Source organism: Bacteroidales bacterium, assembly GCA_021157585.1.
Classification (GTDB): Bacteria; Bacteroidota; Bacteroidia; order Bacteroidales; family UBA12170; genus UBA12170.
The window spans coordinates 1-17343 of record JAGGWH010000013.1; the positions used below are offsets into that span (position 1 = coordinate 1).

Sequence of the window (17343 nt, forward strand, 5' to 3'; positions counted from 1 at the left end):
AAACCTCAGGAGGAATATCCACAAACTCAGATCAATAGGATTGATGCTTTATTGTCGGATATGAATGATCTGGAACAGAATTATAAAAATGCTATTGCTCGTGCAGATATAAGTTTCTCGGAGAAAAAATATTCCACAGCAAGGGATGATTATAATCTATCATTGACTTATAAATCAGCCGAAGCTTATCCTAAACAAAAGATAAAAGAAATTGATGCGATTTTGGCTCAAATAAGTGCTCTGGAAGTCGCTTATCAGAAGGCGATTAAACAAGCTGATCAGAATTTTGCTTTAGCTAATTATAGGGCTGCTTTGCCTTACTATAAAGAGGCACTGAAAATTAAGGAGAATGAAGAGTATCCAAAAACAAAGATTGTTAGCATTGAATCTATTTTAGCCAAGTTGGCTAAACAGGATACAGATTACAATAAGGCTATCATAGAAGCGGATAAGTTCTACAAACAGAAACAATATAACGAGGCATTGTCTTTTTATAAGAAAGCTCGAGCTATTAAGCCTAAAGAGAAATATCCACCCGATCAAATTCTCCGAATCAATCGTATTTTAGAATCACAATTCTCTTTGGAGGAGGCTTATGCAAATGCTTTAGAGAAAGCAGATGGTTTATTTTCTGAGAAGAAATATCAATCGGCTTTATCTCCTTATCAAAAAGCGAGTCGATTAAAGCCTTTGGAGCAGTATCCTAAAGATCAGATAATTAAGATTAGGGAATTGCTTGGCGCTGACAAAAAAGAATATCAGGCTTTTATCAAGCAAGGCGATGATGCTTATAGTATTGTTAATTATCAAGATGCTATTTTAGCTTATGAAAGTGCCTTGGGAATATTTCCTAATGAGGCCTATCCAAAGATGATGTTGGATAAAATTGACGCGAAAATCAGACGTGAGTCGGTAGTGAATTTGGTAATAACTCCTGAGATTATTAGTTCCGGAATTGAGAAACGATACACTTTTAGACCCATTGATTATCGTGATAGGAAGGATAACTACATTTTGATAGAATTGAAAACGCTTAGCGAAACTCGAATGCGTGTGTTTATCAATTTTGGTAAAGATGATATGAAGAATGGAGGCTATTCCGTGAATATGGTGCAGCGCGATGGTTATACCAAGTATTTTGTTCGTCTTAATAGACAATTACGTTGGAAAAGCGAAGATAATAACTGGATTAGCTTACTTCCTGAAGGTGGCGATTTGGAAGTGAATAAAATTCAGATTTCTAGAGACGAGAAAAGCAATTAGTATAAGTTTCCTTTCGTTTCGATGGAACGTAGCAACCCGTCATCTCGACAGAGTGCAACGACGGAGATATCTCTTTGTTTTATGTGATGAATCCTGTTGAGATTCCTCTCTACGTTCGGAATGAAGGAACGGCTGATTTTTATTTTAATTTCTCAGCAAGTATCATACTCGCATTATAGCCATCAATAGCAGAGGAAACAATTCCGCCTGCATAACCGGCACCTTCTCCAACAGGAAATAAGTTTTCTATTTGAATATGTTCCATAGTCTCTTTGTTACGGGGAATCCGTAAAGGAGAGGATGTCCGCGATTCTACGCCCAAAATAATCGCTTCATCTGAATAATAACCGTGCATTTTATTTCCGAAAGTTTGAAAAGCTTCACGCAATCTGTTGCTTAAAGCAGAAGGTAATATCTCGTGTAGCGGAGCCGATTTAATCCCCGGAATATAGGATGTGTTTGGTAAAGTGTTAGAGAACTTCTTATTTACAAAATCCACCATACGTTGAGCCGGTGCTGTTTGATTTTCTCCTCCGGAAAGATAGGCTTGATATTCCAGCTCTTCCTGATATTTTAATCCGGCAAAAATTCCGTATTTTTTGTAGGCTTCTAAATCCTCTTGCTTAACGCTTACTACGATGCCTGAATTGGCAAAAGGAGAGCTTCTGTCGGCATTTGACATTCCATTAACCACCACCTGATTTGGAGCCGTTGCGGAAGGAACGATGATTCCACCGGGACACATGCAAAACGAAAAAACACCTCGGTCTTGAGCCTGACAAACCAGGCTGTAACTGGCTGTTGGTAAGAGTGGGTTTTTAATAGGAGAGTGGTATTGTATGGAATTTATGAGTTGTTGAGGATGTTCAATCCTAACACCCATTGCAAAATCTTTTGCTTCGAGCTGAATGCCTTTTTTGTGTAATAAATGATAAATATCTCTTGCGCTATGACCAGTAGCGAGAATAACAGCCTCAGCTAAATATTCTTTTCCATTCTGGTCAATTACCCCAAGGATACGATTGTTTTTAAGGATAAAATCACTCAGCTTTGTTTCAAAATGAACTTCTCCACCACCATTCAGAATGCTTTCACGCATATTTCTAATGATATTTGGGAGTTTGTTAGTTCCTAAATGAGGATGGGCATCGATAAGAATATCGGGATTGGCACCATGCTGAACAAAGACCTCTAAAATTCGTTTTACATTTCCTCTTTTGGAGGAGCGAGTAAAAAGTTTTCCATCAGAAAAAGTACCTGCTCCGCCTTCTCCAAAACAGTAGTTGGATTCAGGATTTACTATATGATTTTTATTGAGTAAAGCAAGGTCTATTTTCCGGTTGCTTACATTTTTTCCGCGTTCAAGAACTATTGGTTTAAATCCTTTTTCTAGAAGTCCAAGAGCAGCATAAAGTCCGGCAGGTCCGGCACCAATTACCAATACATTTTTCGCATTGGGTTTTACATTATAAGCAATAGGATTTTCTATTATTTCTTCTGGTTTATCAAAAAGAAAAACCTCAAATAATAATTGGATTTTTATGTCTTTTTTACGTGCATCTATAGAGCGACGAATAAGCTTAAAAGCTTTTATCTGTTTAGGCTTTTGCCTAAGTTGTTTAGCCAAATATAATTTGTAATCAGAAGTGTTCTCGGCCTCTTCGGGGCTTAGTCGTAATGTTACCTCTTTTCGCATAGTTTGTTATTCAAACGTAATGGAGAACTGGAAAAGTTTAGAATTAAGACGTTCAATCGGATCTACCCAAATATTATCTTCGTGGAGGAGTATATCATTAATTCCGTAAGACATTTTTAATTCGGTACTCATCTTAAACCAGTTGAAATAAAAATCAAATCCAACACCCGCTTCGGCATAAATATCATCACGATATAATTTAACAGTAATATCGCGTTCGTTTTCATTAATTGTTTTTGATGCTTGTGATCCCAAATCTAAAGTTACTCTACCACCTACAATAATATATGGTCGTATATTATTCATTCGCATACCCTTGTATTTTAGACTGATAGGAAAGTTTAGCAGGGTAGAGGGAATACGTTTTTCAGAGCCGAAAATTGTATCAGTAACTCCACGATACATCGTTTTGATATCATAAGTTAAGATGCGTTCTCCAAACTGTAAGTTGGGAGTAAATCTGAGATTAAAATACTTTCCTAAACGCATATCCGAAATAATCCCAATTGTAAACCCTATGGTAGGTATTGCTCCAATGTTTAACAGTTGAGCCTGATCTGCATTAAATTCAGGTATTTGATTTTGGAGATAAATGGTGCTTTCAAAGTCGGTTTTAGTTTTAATAGTATATAACATTTGATTAGCACCCAGAAAAAAGCCAAAGTGGTAGCTTTTATCATCGAAAAATGTAAGATTTTCTATTTTGGCCTGTTGGGCCCACGTATTACCGACTGATAGTAAGCCAATAATAATTAGAATAACACGATATTTTTTATGTTTTGCTTTCAAACTCTTTTTCTCTGATAAACGCTTACAAATGTTATTTAGTATTTATTTTCTCCCGTAATAGATTGATGCAATACCAAAAGTTAATTTTAATTGCTGATTCTCTGTATATCCTACCTTCTCCATATGTTTTAAAAAGTCAGCTCCATCAGGAAATTGATTTACAGATTCCGGTAAGTAAGTATAAGCTTCTTTGTCTTTTGAGACCAACCGACCAATATTTGGAAGGATAAACCGGAAATAGAAATTGTAAAACTGTTTAACTGGAAATACAGAAGGTTTTGAAAACTCAAGTATCCAAACGCTTCCGTTTTTCTTTGTTACGCGATACATTTCCGATAATCCTTTATCTAAATTTTCGTAATTTCGAACACCAAAAGCTACGGTGATAGCATCAAAATATTCATCTTCGTATTTGAGGTTTTCCGAATCTCCAAGTTCAAGTTTTATGAGTTTATCGAGCTTCTTTTTCTTCATCTTTTCTATGCCAACTTGAAGCATATTTTCGGAAATATCGGCACCGATAATTTCTTGCGGTCCACATTTTGCAAGTGCGACGGCTAAATCTCCTGTTCCGGTAGCAATATCAAGAATTCGTTGTGGTTTTTCTTTGCTAAGCATTTTAACCAATCGGCGACGCCATAGGTTATCAATACCTACGGATAAGAAATGATTTAAGAAATCGTATTTCCCGGCAATATTGTTAAACATCTGTCTAACCTGTTCTTTTTTGCCAGTTTGTATATTGTTATTATCCATAGATTTTAATTGTCTCTTTAAGTAATTTTTCTTTGTTAATGGGTATAACACCAAGTTCTTCACAAACTAGTCCTCCGGCCAAATTTGAAAGTTCTGCTAAAACTGTTTTATCTATTTTTAGTGCTAAGCATAAAGAAGCAAGGCTGATAACAGTATCGCCGGCACCGGAGACATCGGTAATGCTACGAGCATGTGCGGGTATTAGAGTCGAGGTAAATGTGCCATTTATATTCTCACTGATAAATACTCCTTGTTCGGAAAGTGTTGTAAATATCTGTTTTACATTGAGTTGTTTCTGGAGTTTTTCAACTTCTTTTTGTAAACTCTTAATGTCTTTTTTATCGAATTGACTATTGGTAGCTTCTTGAAGCTCTTTTAAATTGGGTTTAAATAAATCAACTCCTTGATAGTAGAAAAAGTTTTTACGTTTAGGATCGACAGCAATGGGTATTTTCCCTGATACTAACTTTTTAGTTTTTTCAATAATAGATTTTGAAATAACTCCCTTATCATAATCTTGAAAAATAATAACATCTATTTTGTTATTTTCAATAATTTTTTGAATACGCTCAATAAATATGTCTTGATCTTCTATTAAAAGTTCTTCGTCAATTTCTTCGTCTACTCTAAGCATTTGAGCATTATTTCCAATAACTCTAAATTTTGTTGTTGTTATTCTTTTGTTACTTTTAATAATTCCGGCGTCACTTATGTCTTCGTCTGCTAATAAATTTAAAAAAATATCTGCTTGTTTATCATTACCAATAACAGAACACATTATAGGTTCTGCACCTAATGCCTTAATATTAAGTGCAACATTAGCTGCTCCTCCAAGTCTATTAGCTCGGTGGTTTACTTGCACAATTGGAACTGGGGCTTCGGGCGAAATTCGATCGACATTTCCCCATAAGTAGGCGTCTATCATTACATCGCCTATAATCAAGACTTTTAGTGATGAGAATTGTTCGAAAAGTTGAATGTATTTTTTGGTATCAGTCATATTAATAATTGGTCAACAAAAGTAAAAAATATATCTTAACACTTCTATCTATTGTCAGCTTGATTTATTTTTTAAAATAGTAATGGCTCTTTTATTCTTTTTGCTGCTTTAAAAAGAAAATTAGTTGAGCTTGAAAAAAATCATATACATTAATTATTGCTATGGTAGGGCTAGCAATTAATATAAGTTATTCTTTATCAGTAAAATATCTGCGTTAGCAAAGGTTTGGTCTTACTTATCAAGCTTCTTAAGCAATACTAATATCTCAGATGCTTGAGTATAAAGCTGATTTATATTTTCTTTTTCTTGCGGATTTAATTGTGCGTGTTCAAGATCTTGGATATTATTTTTTATTAGTCCAAATTTCTCACTTAAATCTGTAATTGGATCTTTATCCGGTTCACGAACTGTATTCGTTGAAAAATCTGCAATACCAGAATTGCTTTTATGAGCATTTACAAGTGCTATTTGTGTTTTAATCCTTATGCGTAGTTCGGTAGGTGTAAAAGGTTTTGTGATATAGTCTACGGCTCCCATTTCGAAAGCTTTAAGTGTATCTGTATCATTGTTAATTACAGTAATGAAAATTACAGGGGTATTCGCTGTTTTTTCAAATGTTTTTAATTCTTCAAAAACGGTGAATCCGTCTTTTTTAGGCATCATAATATCAAGAAGAATTAAATCCAATTTATTTTCCTGTGCAAGTTTAATAGCATCATCACCATTGGGTGCAGAGATAACATTATAACCTTCATCAGTTAAAATTTTGTTTAATAAAATAAGATTAGATTGAATGTCATCAACAATTAGAATTGTATTTTTTTGTATCATTTGTAGTTTTTTTACTCTAAGAAACGATCAATTTTATTTAATAAAATGCGCGGTTTAATGGGTTTAGTAATTATATCGTTACATCCTGCTTTAAAAATATCATCTTTATCTGTTCTTTCAGTCATACTTGTCTGAGCAATTATAGGAATATTCAAATGTGTTTTTCTTACTTCTTTTGTGGTAGCAATACCGTCTAATTTTGGCATTACCATATCCATTAAAATAATATCAACCTTTGTGTTTTTTAAAATATCCAAGACCTGATATCCATCACGTGCATGAATTAATTCTGCTTTTGTTTTTTTAAATAGAGCTACAAAAAATAAGTAGTTAACTAGTACGTCTTCGGCAATAAGTATTTTTTTTCCTTCCCAATTATATTCAATTTCTTTGTTTGATTGTAATAATACTTCTTCTGAATCGGCTTGGAGACGTGGCAAAGTAAAGTAGAACTCAGAACCTTTACCGGGTATTGAATCAGCTCCAATTTCACCCTTTAATAAATGACTTAGTTTTTTGGCGATAGCTAAACCAATTCCTTTTCCGGATTTAGTGACTTTCATTTTTTGATGAGCTAATTCATATTCTTCAAAAATATTTTCTAGCTCTTCTTCGCTCATTCCTATTCCTGTATCTCTAACAAAGAATTTGATTCTCTTGTTGCTTTTTAATTGGTAGCCAACAGTTATTGAGCCACTTTCGGTATATTTAATAGCATTATCAATTAAATTACTAAAGATCTGAGTAAATCGTAATATATCTGTAAGAAGGGTGAATTTAGGATCGTCATTTCCAAGATCTAATTCAATTTTTACATTATCGCCACGTACTCTATAGACTTTGTCACTATAATTTTTTACAATATCTCTTAACTCATTGTTAATATAAACCTGAGAAAAATGAATCTCTAATATATTTGCTTCAATTTTTGAAAGGTCAATTAAATCGTTAAGAAGGTGAAGTAAATCCTGACCACTACCATTGATATGTTTTAAATAGCTTATTCTTTCCTCTTCCGAAATATGTTTGCCTTGAAGAATTTCTGAGAAGCCAATAATTGAATTGAGGGGGTTTTTAAGCTCGTGAGCAAGAGAAGATATAAATGTACTGATATTTAGTTTAGCTTCTTCGGATATGCGTGCATTTTCTTCTAAATTCTTGGCGTAATCTCTTAACTTTAAATGGTTATCAACGCGTTTATTAAATTCTTCGGCATTAAAGGGTTTTGAAATATAATCTACAGCACCTGATTCAAAGCCTTTAATAACGTCTTTGTGATTATTCAATCCGGTAAGAAAGACAACAGGGACATTAGATGTTGCAGGATGTTGTTTTAGTTTTTCGCATATCTGAAAGCCGTTTATATCAGGGAGTTTAATATCTAAAATGATAATGTCAAAATTATTTGCCCAAGCTTTTGTTAAAGCTGTTTTTCCGTTGGTTGCAGTCGCTATTTTATAGCCTTTTCCTTCTAAAGCTTTTTTCATTAAGCGAATGCCTAAGCTATCATCATCAACAATTAAAACTTTCGCGCTTTTCCCCATTATTAATTAGTCTTATGTGATAAATGTGTCATATACTTACTAATTTCGGTTAAAGATAAAACAAATTTTTGAGCATTTAGTTTTATCGCTTCTCTGGGCATCCCAAAAACTGTACTTGATTCTTTGTCTTGTACAATAGTAATTGCTTTAGCTTCTTTCATTTCTAAAAGTCCTCTGGCACCATCGTCTCCCATGCCCGTTAATAGAATGCCAATTCCCTGTGATCCGACATTATTAGCCATACTTCTGAAAAGTACATCTACGGATGGTTTATGTCTATTTACTAATGGCCCATCAAGAAAATGAACAATATAGTTTAGTCCTTCTTTATTTACTGTCAGGTGAGTATCGCCTCTGGCAATAAGAGCTACTCCGTTTTGTATAATATCTCCATCTTCAGCTTCTTTAATATAGATGTTGCAAAACTGATTTAATCTGTTTGCGAATGCTTTGGTAAAATGAACAGGCATATGTTGTACCACTAATATTCCGGGTGTATCAATGGGTAGCTCTTGTAGTATTTCTTGTATAGCGTTGGTTCCTCCTGTAGATGCTCCAATAGCAATAATCTTTTGATTTAGAAGAGGTGTTGTTTGGACTAATATTTTTTTCTTTAATACTGCGTCAGCACTGTATTTTGGTGGGATATAAAGTTTTTTCTGACTTTTAGATTGTACTTTAGCTTGACTGGCACTTTTTACTTTATCAATAATTAATTGTATACCTTCTTGCCTTCTTCCTTCCTGCACAAAAGGTTTTAAAATAATCTCTAGTGCACCGTATTCTAATGACTTTATGGTTTCAACAGCTCCTTTTTTTGTTAAACTGGATATAATAACAACGGGAATAGGATGCTGAGACATAATTTTCTTTAAAAAAGTCAAGCCGTCCATTTTGGGCATCTCAATGTCGAGTGTTATTACATCGGGAACTTGCTTTTTCATCAAGGCAGCTGCTTCGTACGGATTTTCAGCTTTGCCAATAATATTTATATCGGGGTCGTGTAGAAGGAAGTTTTCTAACATATTCCGCATACTGGCTGAGTCGTCCACTATTAAAACATTTATTTGTCTTTTATCCGTCATTTAGAAATTATGTTTTTCAATAAACTTATGTAGAATTTTAAAATTTGAACTATCCATTAAAATCTTTCGACCTCTTTTTCCTCCTGTGCTGGAGCTAATAATTTTAATGTCATATTCTGCTATTTTTGATAGTGCCATTTTGATATTTCTATCTCCAATATTGTATAAATTATTGGTTGAATTTATAACATTTCCACCGCCAAATATTTTTGCTTCAAGGTTCTCGATAGATGACCCTTTCCATAACATTTTTTTTATAAGTTTGTCAATAGCAATATTGCCATATTTAGGAGATGCTAAGCCTTCGCCATTCCATAAAGGAAGCATAAAATGGTTCATTCCGCCAATTTTTAATTTATTGTCCCATAGGCACACAGCAACACATGATCCCAATATAGTAGTGAACAGTGTTGGCTTTTTAGATACTTCTAAATTGCCGGGGAAAATAAATATTTTAGGCAGTTCTTTCATTTTATATTAAAAAAGTTCTGTGTCGTCACTTGTAAATAAATCTTCGTCTTCCATATAAAAATTTTGCTCCTCGGTTTTGAGAATAGGTAAGCTTATAGAAAAAGTAGTCCCGTCTTCTTTATTACTTTCAAAATGTAAATTTCCATTTAATAATTCTATATAATCATTTACAATTGCCAAACCTAGTCCATGACCCTGATTTAAGGAATTAATACTCGTGTCAAGTTTTTTAAACCTATCGAAAATTACATTGGCATCCTTTTTAGAAATAGGTTTTCCCTGATTGTTTATTCTAAATAAGAATCCATTTTTATTTAATTCAGCATGTATTCTGATTTTATTTTTTTTCGATGAGAATGTAATTGCATTTACAATTAGATTTATTAATATACGTCTAAGTTTCTCAGCATCTGTTACAAAAAAGTCAGAGGAAAAGAAATGTGTAAATTCAAAATACAGAGCGTTTTTCTCTGCTTTAAGGCGTAGGTTTTCAATTATTTCTTCTAAAAAGTCTTTTATTTTAAGATTTACTAATTCCAGATTATTTTCTCCTGATTCAATAGTTGCTGCTGCAAAGATATTTCTAAGCTGGAAATCCAAATCAAAAGCTTCGCTGTAAATGAGCTTACTCATTGCATGAATTTGTGTAATTTGTGAATCGTTAAGTTCATATATGTTTTTAGAAATACCTAGTATAGAAGTAAAGGGATTGATAATTTCATTTGTGATATTAGATAGAAAATGGCTTTTAAAAGCATCAGATTCTTCTAGCTTTTGATTTAACTTATTTAGCTGTTCAATCAATTGCTTTTGCTCTTGTTTTAGCTTAGTGTTTTCGGTTTTTAATTTTTCTAAATTACTATTATTCATGGTATTATTGTTTTTGAAATACGGTTTGGCTAACATTTACTAAAGGCAAATTCAAATGGGTTATTGATTCAGAGTGACCAAGGAATAGATAAGCTCCCGGATTTAATTTCTTGCTTAAGTTTTGTAAAACATGCATTTGATCTTTTTTGGAGAAATAAATTAATACGTTTCTACAAAATATTACATCAAATTTACCATTAAAATTGTAATTTTCATCCATAAGATTGTGCCATAAGAAACTTACTTTATCACGTAATATTTTTTTTATTCGCACCTCATCTTTAGAAGAATCTTTATTTTTTAAAAAATATTTTTTTTTGGTTTTAAGGGGGATAGATTTAGTGTGACTTAATGGGTAAATAGCTTTTAGAGCTTTTGTTAGCATACGTGTAGAAATATCGGTACCTAGAACACTATAATCATAGTCTTGATGTTGTGTAAGTACATCATTTACTTCCATAGCAATAGAGTATACCTCTTCACCACTAGAACAAGCAGCACTCCAAATCTTCAAGTTTTGCGATTTAGAATTATTTATAAAATGGGGGATAACGGTATCTTTTAAAAACTCAAAGTGAATAGATTCGCGATAGAATTCTGTTTTATTTGTAGAAATAAGATCAATCATATGAGGTAGTTCCAGTACTTTGCCTTCATCTGAAAAAACATATTTTGTATATTCTTCAAAGCTTTGGAAATTTAGTTTTACTAGGCGATTAACCAGTCGACCTTGAATCATAATCCTTTTATGATCAGGTAGCTTTATTCCAAAATTAGCATTTATAAATTTACTTATTTTATTAAACTCCGGTTCTTCAAGTACCGCTTTATATGTCATTATAGGATTAAAATCCATATTTATTCGGATATTTTCTACGTTTAAAAGGGCTTAAATATTTTTATTGTTTTTTAGTGAAAAGGTTTTGTTATTTAATATCAGAACTTAGTTCTGAGAATACTTGTGTTATATTTAAAATTAGAATAAATTTTTCTCCTTTTTGAATAACCCCCTCAATATATTTTGAGTTGTATTCCGTTCCTAATTCAGGAGGAGGTAAAATATTTGCATCATCAACTTCAATAACTTCTTGGACGGAATCCATAAGACTTCCTATTTGAAATTTTTCATCATTAGTTGTAATCTCAAGAACTACAATACAGGTGTTTTTAGTGGTTTCTTGAGGTTTAATTTTAAAGCGAGGATGAGGATCAATTACGGGCAAAACTTGGCCGCGAAGGTTCATCACTCCCAGTACATAATCGGGCGAATTGGGCATCTTGGTAATTTCCGGAACACCTAAGATATGTAGTACATGCGCAACATTAGCTGCAAAGGTTTCATTTCCAAGTTTAAACGTTAGATATGAATTTAATTTTTCCATGCTGTTTTAGTTTTTCATTAAACTTCTATTAAAAAGTTTCGAATTCGTTGTCTAAATCGTCATTGCTATTTAAGTCTAATTCAATTCCTTTTAGTTTTTCTATCTTTTTGTTTTTTCTAGTACTTTTATCTTCAATATATTTTGGTGTAATTTTTTTAATTGATTTTTTCTGATTTTGCTTCTTAATGCGGAAAAAACTAATACTATTGGTAAGTTGCTCTGCTTGAGCTGCCATTTCTTCAGCAACAGTTGCCATTTCTTCACTAGAAGCAGCATTTTGTTGAGTAACTTGATTAAGCGTTTGAATACCTGAATTTATTTGATCTATACCTGAACCTTGTTCGTCACTGGCATGACGGATTTCTTTTACCAGTTTTATTGTTTTGTGAATACTTGGTACGGCTAATCTTAGTAATTTTTTTGAATTTAGACTCAGGTCAACTCCGGTTTTGGAAAGTGAATCAATTTCAGCAGCTGCAGCTTTACTTCTTTCAGCTAGTTTTCCAACTTCGGCAGCAACAACGCCAAAACCTTTCCCATGTTCACCGGCACGTGCCGCTTCAACAGCTGCATTTAAAGCGAGAATATTTGTTTGAAATGCAATTTCATCAATAATGCCAATTTTTGATGCTATGGCCTGTATAGATTCTACGGTAGTATTAATATTTTTTCTTCCGTTTTCAAATTCATCTCCGGCTTGTATTGAAATTTGTTCGGTGATATTAGCGTTTTTAGCATTTTGTATAACGTTAGCAGATATTTCTTCCATAGATGCTGCCATTTGCTCCACTGAAGCCGCTTGTTCTGTTGCTCCTTGAGATATCTGTTGACTATTGCTGCTGAGTTCGTTACTTGTAATTTCAATATTGTTGGCGGCAGAATTAATATCTTCTATTATGTTTTTTAAATTATTAACTAATCTTTTTATATTATCTAATAATTCTCCAATTTCATCATTACCATAATCTTCAATCTCTATTGTTAAATCTCCTTCTGCTATCTTTTTAATGTTTGCATTAGCACTTTTTAAGGATCGGGTGATAGTTGTAATAATAAATACATACATAGTGATAATGATTATAATTCCACTAAGTCCAATGTTGCGAGCTTTAGAAAATGCAGATTCGTATAGTTCATCGCTTTCTAAAGCTATTTGCTGGATTGCTTTATCTTGTTGTTTAATAATTGGACGAATGGCATTCGTTATGGGTTCAATAGCAGAATATAAATCATAAGTGATAAGATTTTCTAATTCTGCTTTATCTCTAGCCGATAGAACTCTTTCGAGTTTATCTAGCATTACATCTGCTTTTTGTGATAAAGTACGAATGGCTAATAATTGATTCTTAGATTTCTCATTATTAAGGATAGTAGAATAAAGTTTCCATTTTTCATTGATTTCCTTACGTGCATTTACAATTGTTTTGCTTGCTTCTTGCCAACTAATTGAATTATTATGAACCTTATTTGCTGCATCAATAATGTTTATAGCATACAAATTATTGATAGAATACAGAAGTATGATGGGTTTAATTCTATCATTCTTTAGCATTTCTATATAATTGTGGGATTTTTTAAGGTTAAGAATAGTGCTGTAGTTTTGCCCTACAATAAAAATAATGGTAATAAAAATCATTAAAATGAGAGCGTGGGAAATTTTGATATTTTTAATAAACTTTTTCATAAAGCTATATTTTTGGTTGAATTCTTTGTTTTATCTATTGAATTAATAATTTTATTGGTATCTAAAACTAAGGCTACCTGTCCGTTACCCATGATTGAAGCTCCTGAAATAATATCGTGCTGATGAAATTGCTTTCCAATTGATTTTACAACCACTTGTGCCTGCTTTTCTACATTGTCAATAATAATTCCCATTCGTTGATTTTCGTAATTGACGACTATCACCATTTCTTTATCAGGTGCTTTAGAGTCAACATTAAAATGTTGTCTGAGGTAAATAAAAGGGATTTGCTCACTATCAATTACCATTGTGTTATTAAAGGCTTTTGTAATTTTGGTATGCGATACTGGTCTTATTTTGTTTATTACCGGAATAGGAATAATATAAGGAGTTTTATCAATGTTTACAATTAGACCATCAATAATAGAAAGTGTAAGAGGGAGTTTTAAAGTAAATGTAGTTCCTACATTTAATGTGCTATCAATTAGCAGTTCCCCTTGAATTTTTTGGATATTTCTTTTTACAACATCCATTCCAACACCGCGACCACTAATATCCGAAATCTTTTCGGCAGTACTAAATCCGGGAAGTGTAATTAAGTTTATAATTTCATTTCTACTAAGTTTGTCATTGCTGCTAATCAAGCCTTTTTTAATAGCTTTTGTTCGTATAATTTCAGGATTAATTCCTCCGCCATCATCAGTAATCTGGATGTAAACATTAGTACCGGAGTAAAAAGCTTTGAGCTTAATGCTTCCCACCTTAGGTTTCCCTTTACTTTTTCGTGTTTTACTATCTTCTATTCCATGGTCAATAGCATTACGAAAAATATGTAAGAGAGGATCGCTTAAATTCTCTATAATTGTTTTATCCAATTCGGTATCAATTCCTTCGGCAGTAAAATTCACTTCTTTATTAACTTCAGCCGATAAATCCCTAATTAGTCGCTTAAAACGTGTTAGCATGCTTTCAATAGGAATTAGTGAGATTTCAAAAGCATTATCTCTTAATTGTCTTGTTAATTTCTCAAGATTTTCTACAGCATCAGTTAGCTCAGGTTTTTTTATCTCCTCAGCAAGTAGGTTAAGCCGTGCTTGGGAAGTAACCATTTCGCTAACGAGGTTCATCAGGGTTTCAATCTTTTTAGATGATACTCTAATAGTAGAAAATGAGTTTGTGCTTTTTGTTACTCTATTAGTGGAGGATGCTTTAGCTTCCTTAGGTTTGGATTCCTGACTGTCAGTAGTTTTCTTGGGTGTATCCTCTTTATTGTCAATATTATCAACTCTCGCTTTTTCTTCTAAAGTATTTGTTTGAACTTCTATAATTGGTGGCTGCTCGGCTATAAGCTTTTTTCCTAAATTTTGTAATTGTATGGTATTAATTAAAAGCTTTTTGTTTTCAAAGTCTTTAATGGCATTTTCAAATTCAGGATATTGTAATAAATTAAATGAACTTAGCTTTTGTATATCAATATTGCTCTCGTCTTCAACGAAAATGAAAACATCCATAATATCTCCAACTTCTGCTTTTGTTGCTAAAATAATTTCCCAAGAAACATAGCAGTTGTCTATTTTTAATTCGTCTATTTCAGGAATTTTTTGAGTGTTTACAATTACATATGAACTACCAAGAGCTGTTAGCTCATCTATTAAATATAAGGGATTAGTTCCGTTTTGAAGAATTTCTGCATTTGGCTCAAAGTGTATATAGTAGGTGGCTATACCATTCGAGATTTCTTCTTTGGCTTCTGCTTGTACAATGGGCTCTTTAGTTTCTTTCTTCTTTTTTCCGCTCGATACAGACTTTATTTCATTAACCAATGAGGTGTAATTAAGTTGAACATTATCGGGTATTTTATCTGGCGATTTTAAAAGCTCTTTTAATAAGTCAACAGATTTTAATGTCAGAGTTAAGATTTCTTTTGTTACAATTAGCTCGCCACTGCGTATTTTATAATAAATACTTTCTAAGTGATGTGTGAAATCAGAAACAGCATTAAACCCAAACATTCCTCCACTACCTTTTAGAGTATGCATTACTCTAAAAACACGATGAACAGCGTCTTTGTCGTTAGGTATTTCTTCAAGGGTTAATAAAGAATCTTCTAAATCAATGATTAGTTCATTGGCTTCTTCTAAAAAACTATTTATTAAATCATTCATTTGGGGTTGTTTTATCTGAGTACTTTACGGATAGTAGATAAGAGTTTTTCAATTACAAAGGGTTTTACAATCCATCCTGTAGCTCCGGCATTTTTGGCTTCTTTTTTTATAGCTATTTGGGTTTCTGTTGTTAAAAAAAGAATAGGAGTGTGTTTGTATTGCTCAATTTTACGGACTTCTTTTATTAGTTCCAAGCCGTTCATTACAGGCATATGTAAATCGGTTAAAAGCAAATGTATAGTTTGTCCGGTAAAATAATTTAAGGCTTCTTGTCCGTTATTTGCTACTAAAACATAATAACCGGCATTGTTTAGGTTAAATTGTACTAATTTGCGGATGCTTTCCGAATCGTCGACAATTAATATAGTTTTTTTCATTACTGTAGATTTTCAATATTTTTAAATCCAGCATGTTTTAACAGCTCAGTTAAATCATCATTTAATTCAAAGGAAATCTCGAATGATTTATTCAAGGCGTTCTCCGATCTTTTTAATGATAATAAATATTGGAGTATTGTTAAATCTATAATACTGGCATCATAAACTAAAAGTTTAATGGTGTCCAAATTTTTTATGGTAGCTTCAAGCTCCTTTTTGATTTCATGGATGTGTTGAATAGAAAGCTCGCCTTTTAACTCAATTAAACTTGAGTTTTCGGTGTCCTGGTTAGGGAAACTGGAAATAGAATAATTGTTCATACAATAAGTCATTAAGAAAAAAAGCAAAGGTGCTTTTTCAATATTTGCTGTAAACTTAATGAATTTTTCATAAACTTTTTTACATAGAAGTGAATTTAGTTCTTGTAAACAACTTTTTGCTAAGCTAATTGTGCTTTATGAGTGTATAATTAATTGGTTGTTAGTATTGTTGTGCAGTTGTTATAAGATTGATGTAATTCTAAATATTTTGACTCTTGTGAAGATTTTGTATTTCAATCTTAAATTTATAATCTGTTATTATATCTAAATGAAGTTATAAGCTATAACTTGGTTTACACTCATTTTTCCATTGTTTATTGTCTTATTTATTTGATCAAATTTTTTTTATTAAAAAAAAGACAAAAATACTTGCAAAACGTTTTACATTGTTTTACATTTGTAAAAAAAAGAATATGTTTTTCGAGCATATAAAATCAAAAGATGAATTAAAGGCTGAGTATCGTCGGTTGGCTAGGAAGTATCATCCTGATTTGGGAGGCGATGCTGCTATATTTTCTTCATTATCTGAAGAGTTTGAAATTTGTAAATCGAAATTAGGCGCTTACCGTAAAATGTTAAGTGATGTACAGGTAGGGGATACCGTTTGGGTAAATGGTACGGAATGTGAAGTTACTTGGGTTGGAACAGAAGTTTTTATTGCTAAAGCTAAAGGTCGCACAAAACATGCTGTATTTAATAAATCTACTGGTTTAGGATTGAGTAATTCCAAATATCGCGCTTCCTTGTTAAATAATTATTTTAAACCCCAAAGAAAATAATCATGTCAAAAGAAAAAAAAGTACATACAGGTTTTAGAATCACAAAAGAAAACCTTGAATTATTAAAGTTTTACGAGAAAAATTTGGGTTTAAATAGAACCAGTGTTTTGGAACTTATTTTAACTATATCCGGTCGCGATAAGAAAATGATGCTTTCTTTATTGAAGAAGGCAATTTCATAATAAATCTTTTAATAAAGACTTTCTGTAGATAAATGTATATCTAAGAAAATTGCTGATAGTAAATTTTAAAGCTCTATAATTTTAATCATTTTTAATAAAATCTTAAAATACAATTACTTTAATCTTTATTTTTGAATTTTAAACTAATA

Annotated in this window: 18 protein-coding genes; 3 read left to right on the plus strand and 15 right to left on the minus strand. The window is 32.3% G+C overall.

From position 1 onward, the window contains the following. Positions 1-1263: hypothetical protein (locus tag J7K39_00350; GenBank protein MCD6178330.1), on the plus strand; the 1263-nt coding region annotated here is incomplete at its 5' end. A gap of 139 nt (positions 1264-1402) precedes the next feature. On the opposite strand, the gene J7K39_00355 is transcribed toward J7K39_00350, so the two are convergent. The 15 genes from J7K39_00355 to J7K39_00425 form a co-directional block, all read right to left on the minus strand. Beyond that, positions 1403-2959: an FAD-dependent oxidoreductase gene (locus J7K39_00355; GenBank protein MCD6178331.1), complete on the minus strand. Its 1557-nt coding sequence runs from the start codon at positions 2957-2959 to the stop codon at positions 1403-1405. Between the two features lie 6 nt (positions 2960-2965). Continuing rightward, positions 2966-3748 (minus strand): PorT family protein, encoded by a 783-nt coding sequence (locus tag J7K39_00360; GenBank protein MCD6178332.1) that lies wholly within the window; start codon positions 3746-3748, stop codon positions 2966-2968. 42 nt (positions 3749-3790) lie between these two features. Beyond that, entirely contained in the window at positions 3791-4504 is a 714-nt protein-coding gene (gene ubiE, locus J7K39_00365; GenBank protein MCD6178333.1) for a bifunctional demethylmenaquinone methyltransferase/2-methoxy-6-polyprenyl-1,4-benzoquinol methylase UbiE, read from the minus strand. Continuing rightward, positions 4497-5504 carry a hypothetical protein gene (locus J7K39_00370; protein ID MCD6178334.1) on the minus strand — a complete coding sequence of 336 codons (1008 nt, stop codon included), beginning with the start codon at positions 5502-5504 and terminating at the stop codon, positions 4497-4499. Before J7K39_00370 ends, ubiE begins: the two co-directional genes overlap by 8 nt. A gap of 231 nt (positions 5505-5735) precedes the next feature. Further along, a complete protein-coding gene (locus J7K39_00375; GenBank protein ID MCD6178335.1) occupies positions 5736-6335 on the minus strand; it encodes a response regulator in 600 nt (199 codons plus the stop codon). 11 nt (positions 6336-6346) lie between these two features. Beyond that, positions 6347-7879 carry a response regulator gene (locus J7K39_00380; GenBank protein MCD6178336.1) on the minus strand — a complete coding sequence of 511 codons (1533 nt, stop codon included), beginning with the start codon at positions 7877-7879 and terminating at the stop codon, positions 6347-6349. 2 nt (positions 7880-7881) lie between these two features. Further along, on the minus strand, positions 7882-8964 hold the full coding sequence (locus J7K39_00385) for a chemotaxis response regulator protein-glutamate methylesterase (protein ID MCD6178337.1): 1083 nt from the start codon (positions 8962-8964) through the stop codon (positions 7882-7884). Further along, positions 8965-9435: a chemotaxis protein CheD gene (locus J7K39_00390; protein MCD6178338.1), complete on the minus strand. Its 471-nt coding sequence runs from the start codon at positions 9433-9435 to the stop codon at positions 8965-8967. It lies immediately after the preceding gene. Positions 9436-9441: 6 nt separating this feature from the next. Beyond that, positions 9442-10305: a HAMP domain-containing histidine kinase gene (locus tag J7K39_00395; GenBank protein ID MCD6178339.1), complete on the minus strand. Its 864-nt coding sequence runs from the start codon at positions 10303-10305 to the stop codon at positions 9442-9444. Positions 10306-10309: 4 nt separating this feature from the next. Beyond that, complete coding sequence (locus J7K39_00400; GenBank protein ID MCD6178340.1) at positions 10310-11161, minus strand: protein-glutamate O-methyltransferase; 852 nt, start codon at positions 11159-11161, stop codon at positions 10310-10312. Positions 11162-11231: 70 nt separating this feature from the next. Beyond that, positions 11232-11687, minus strand: coding sequence for a purine-binding chemotaxis protein CheW (locus J7K39_00405; GenBank protein MCD6178341.1), 456 nt, complete (start codon positions 11685-11687; stop codon positions 11232-11234). 28 nt (positions 11688-11715) lie between these two features. Continuing rightward, the gene (locus J7K39_00410) at positions 11716-13371 is read right to left on the minus strand and encodes a HAMP domain-containing protein (protein MCD6178342.1); all 1656 of its coding nucleotides are present in this window, start codon (positions 13369-13371) and stop codon (positions 11716-11718) included. Next, the gene (locus J7K39_00415) at positions 13368-15536 is read right to left on the minus strand and encodes a chemotaxis protein CheA (protein ID MCD6178343.1); all 2169 of its coding nucleotides are present in this window, start codon (positions 15534-15536) and stop codon (positions 13368-13370) included. Before J7K39_00415 ends, J7K39_00410 begins: the two co-directional genes overlap by 4 nt. A gap of 11 nt (positions 15537-15547) precedes the next feature. After that, positions 15548-15913, minus strand: coding sequence for a response regulator (locus J7K39_00420; GenBank protein MCD6178344.1), 366 nt, complete (start codon positions 15911-15913; stop codon positions 15548-15550). Further along, positions 15913-16233, minus strand: coding sequence for a hypothetical protein (locus J7K39_00425; protein MCD6178345.1), 321 nt, complete (start codon positions 16231-16233; stop codon positions 15913-15915). Before J7K39_00425 ends, J7K39_00420 begins: the two co-directional genes overlap by 1 nt. A 413-nt stretch (positions 16234-16646) precedes the next feature. Between J7K39_00425 and J7K39_00430 the strand changes: the two genes are divergently transcribed. Both J7K39_00430 and J7K39_00435 read left to right on the plus strand, forming a co-directional pair. Further along, on the plus strand, positions 16647-17012 hold the full coding sequence (locus J7K39_00430; protein ID MCD6178346.1) for a hypothetical protein: 366 nt from the start codon (positions 16647-16649) through the stop codon (positions 17010-17012). A gap of 2 nt (positions 17013-17014) precedes the next feature. After that, the gene (locus tag J7K39_00435; protein ID MCD6178347.1) at positions 17015-17194 is read left to right on the plus strand and encodes a hypothetical protein; all 180 of its coding nucleotides are present in this window, start codon (positions 17015-17017) and stop codon (positions 17192-17194) included. Positions 17195-17343 lie beyond the last annotated feature (149 nt).

What these genes read in the sequence shown, in the direction of transcription:
- J7K39_00405 (MCD6178341.1), bottom strand. Translation starts at nt 11,687, where the DNA reads ATGGAAAAATTAAATTCATATCTAACGTTTAAACTTGGAAATGAAACC.
- J7K39_00415 (MCD6178343.1), bottom strand. Translation starts at nt 15,536, where the DNA reads ATGAATGATTTAATAAATAGTTTTTTAGAAGAAGCCAATGAACTAATC.
- J7K39_00435 (MCD6178347.1), top strand. Translation starts at nt 17,015, where the DNA reads ATGTCAAAAGAAAAAAAAGTACATACAGGTTTTAGAATCACAAAAGAA.
- J7K39_00355 (MCD6178331.1), bottom strand. Translation starts at nt 2,959, where the DNA reads ATGCGAAAAGAGGTAACATTACGACTAAGCCCCGAAGAGGCCGAGAAC.
- J7K39_00370 (MCD6178334.1), bottom strand. Translation starts at nt 5,504, where the DNA reads ATGACTGATACCAAAAAATACATTCAACTTTTCGAACAATTCTCATCA.
- J7K39_00375 (MCD6178335.1), bottom strand. Translation starts at nt 6,335, where the DNA reads ATGATACAAAAAAATACAATTCTAATTGTTGATGACATTCAATCTAAT.
- J7K39_00395 (MCD6178339.1), bottom strand. Translation starts at nt 10,305, where the DNA reads ATGAATAATAGTAATTTAGAAAAATTAAAAACCGAAAACACTAAGCTA.
- J7K39_00385 (MCD6178337.1), bottom strand. Translation starts at nt 8,964, where the DNA reads ATGACGGATAAAAGACAAATAAATGTTTTAATAGTGGACGACTCAGCC.
- ubiE (MCD6178333.1), bottom strand. Translation starts at nt 4,504, where the DNA reads ATGGATAATAACAATATACAAACTGGCAAAAAAGAACAGGTTAGACAG.
- J7K39_00420 (MCD6178344.1), bottom strand. Translation starts at nt 15,913, where the DNA reads ATGAAAAAAACTATATTAATTGTCGACGATTCGGAAAGCATCCGCAAA.
- J7K39_00400 (MCD6178340.1), bottom strand. Translation starts at nt 11,161, where the DNA reads ATGGATTTTAATCCTATAATGACATATAAAGCGGTACTTGAAGAACCG.
- J7K39_00390 (MCD6178338.1), bottom strand. Translation starts at nt 9,435, where the DNA reads ATGAAAGAACTGCCTAAAATATTTATTTTCCCCGGCAATTTAGAAGTA.
- J7K39_00410 (MCD6178342.1), bottom strand. Translation starts at nt 13,371, where the DNA reads ATGAAAAAGTTTATTAAAAATATCAAAATTTCCCACGCTCTCATTTTA.
- J7K39_00380 (MCD6178336.1), bottom strand. Translation starts at nt 7,879, where the DNA reads ATGGGGAAAAGCGCGAAAGTTTTAATTGTTGATGATGATAGCTTAGGC.
- J7K39_00425 (MCD6178345.1), bottom strand. Translation starts at nt 16,233, where the DNA reads ATGAACAATTATTCTATTTCCAGTTTCCCTAACCAGGACACCGAAAAC.
- J7K39_00430 (MCD6178346.1), top strand. Translation starts at nt 16,647, where the DNA reads ATGTTTTTCGAGCATATAAAATCAAAAGATGAATTAAAGGCTGAGTAT.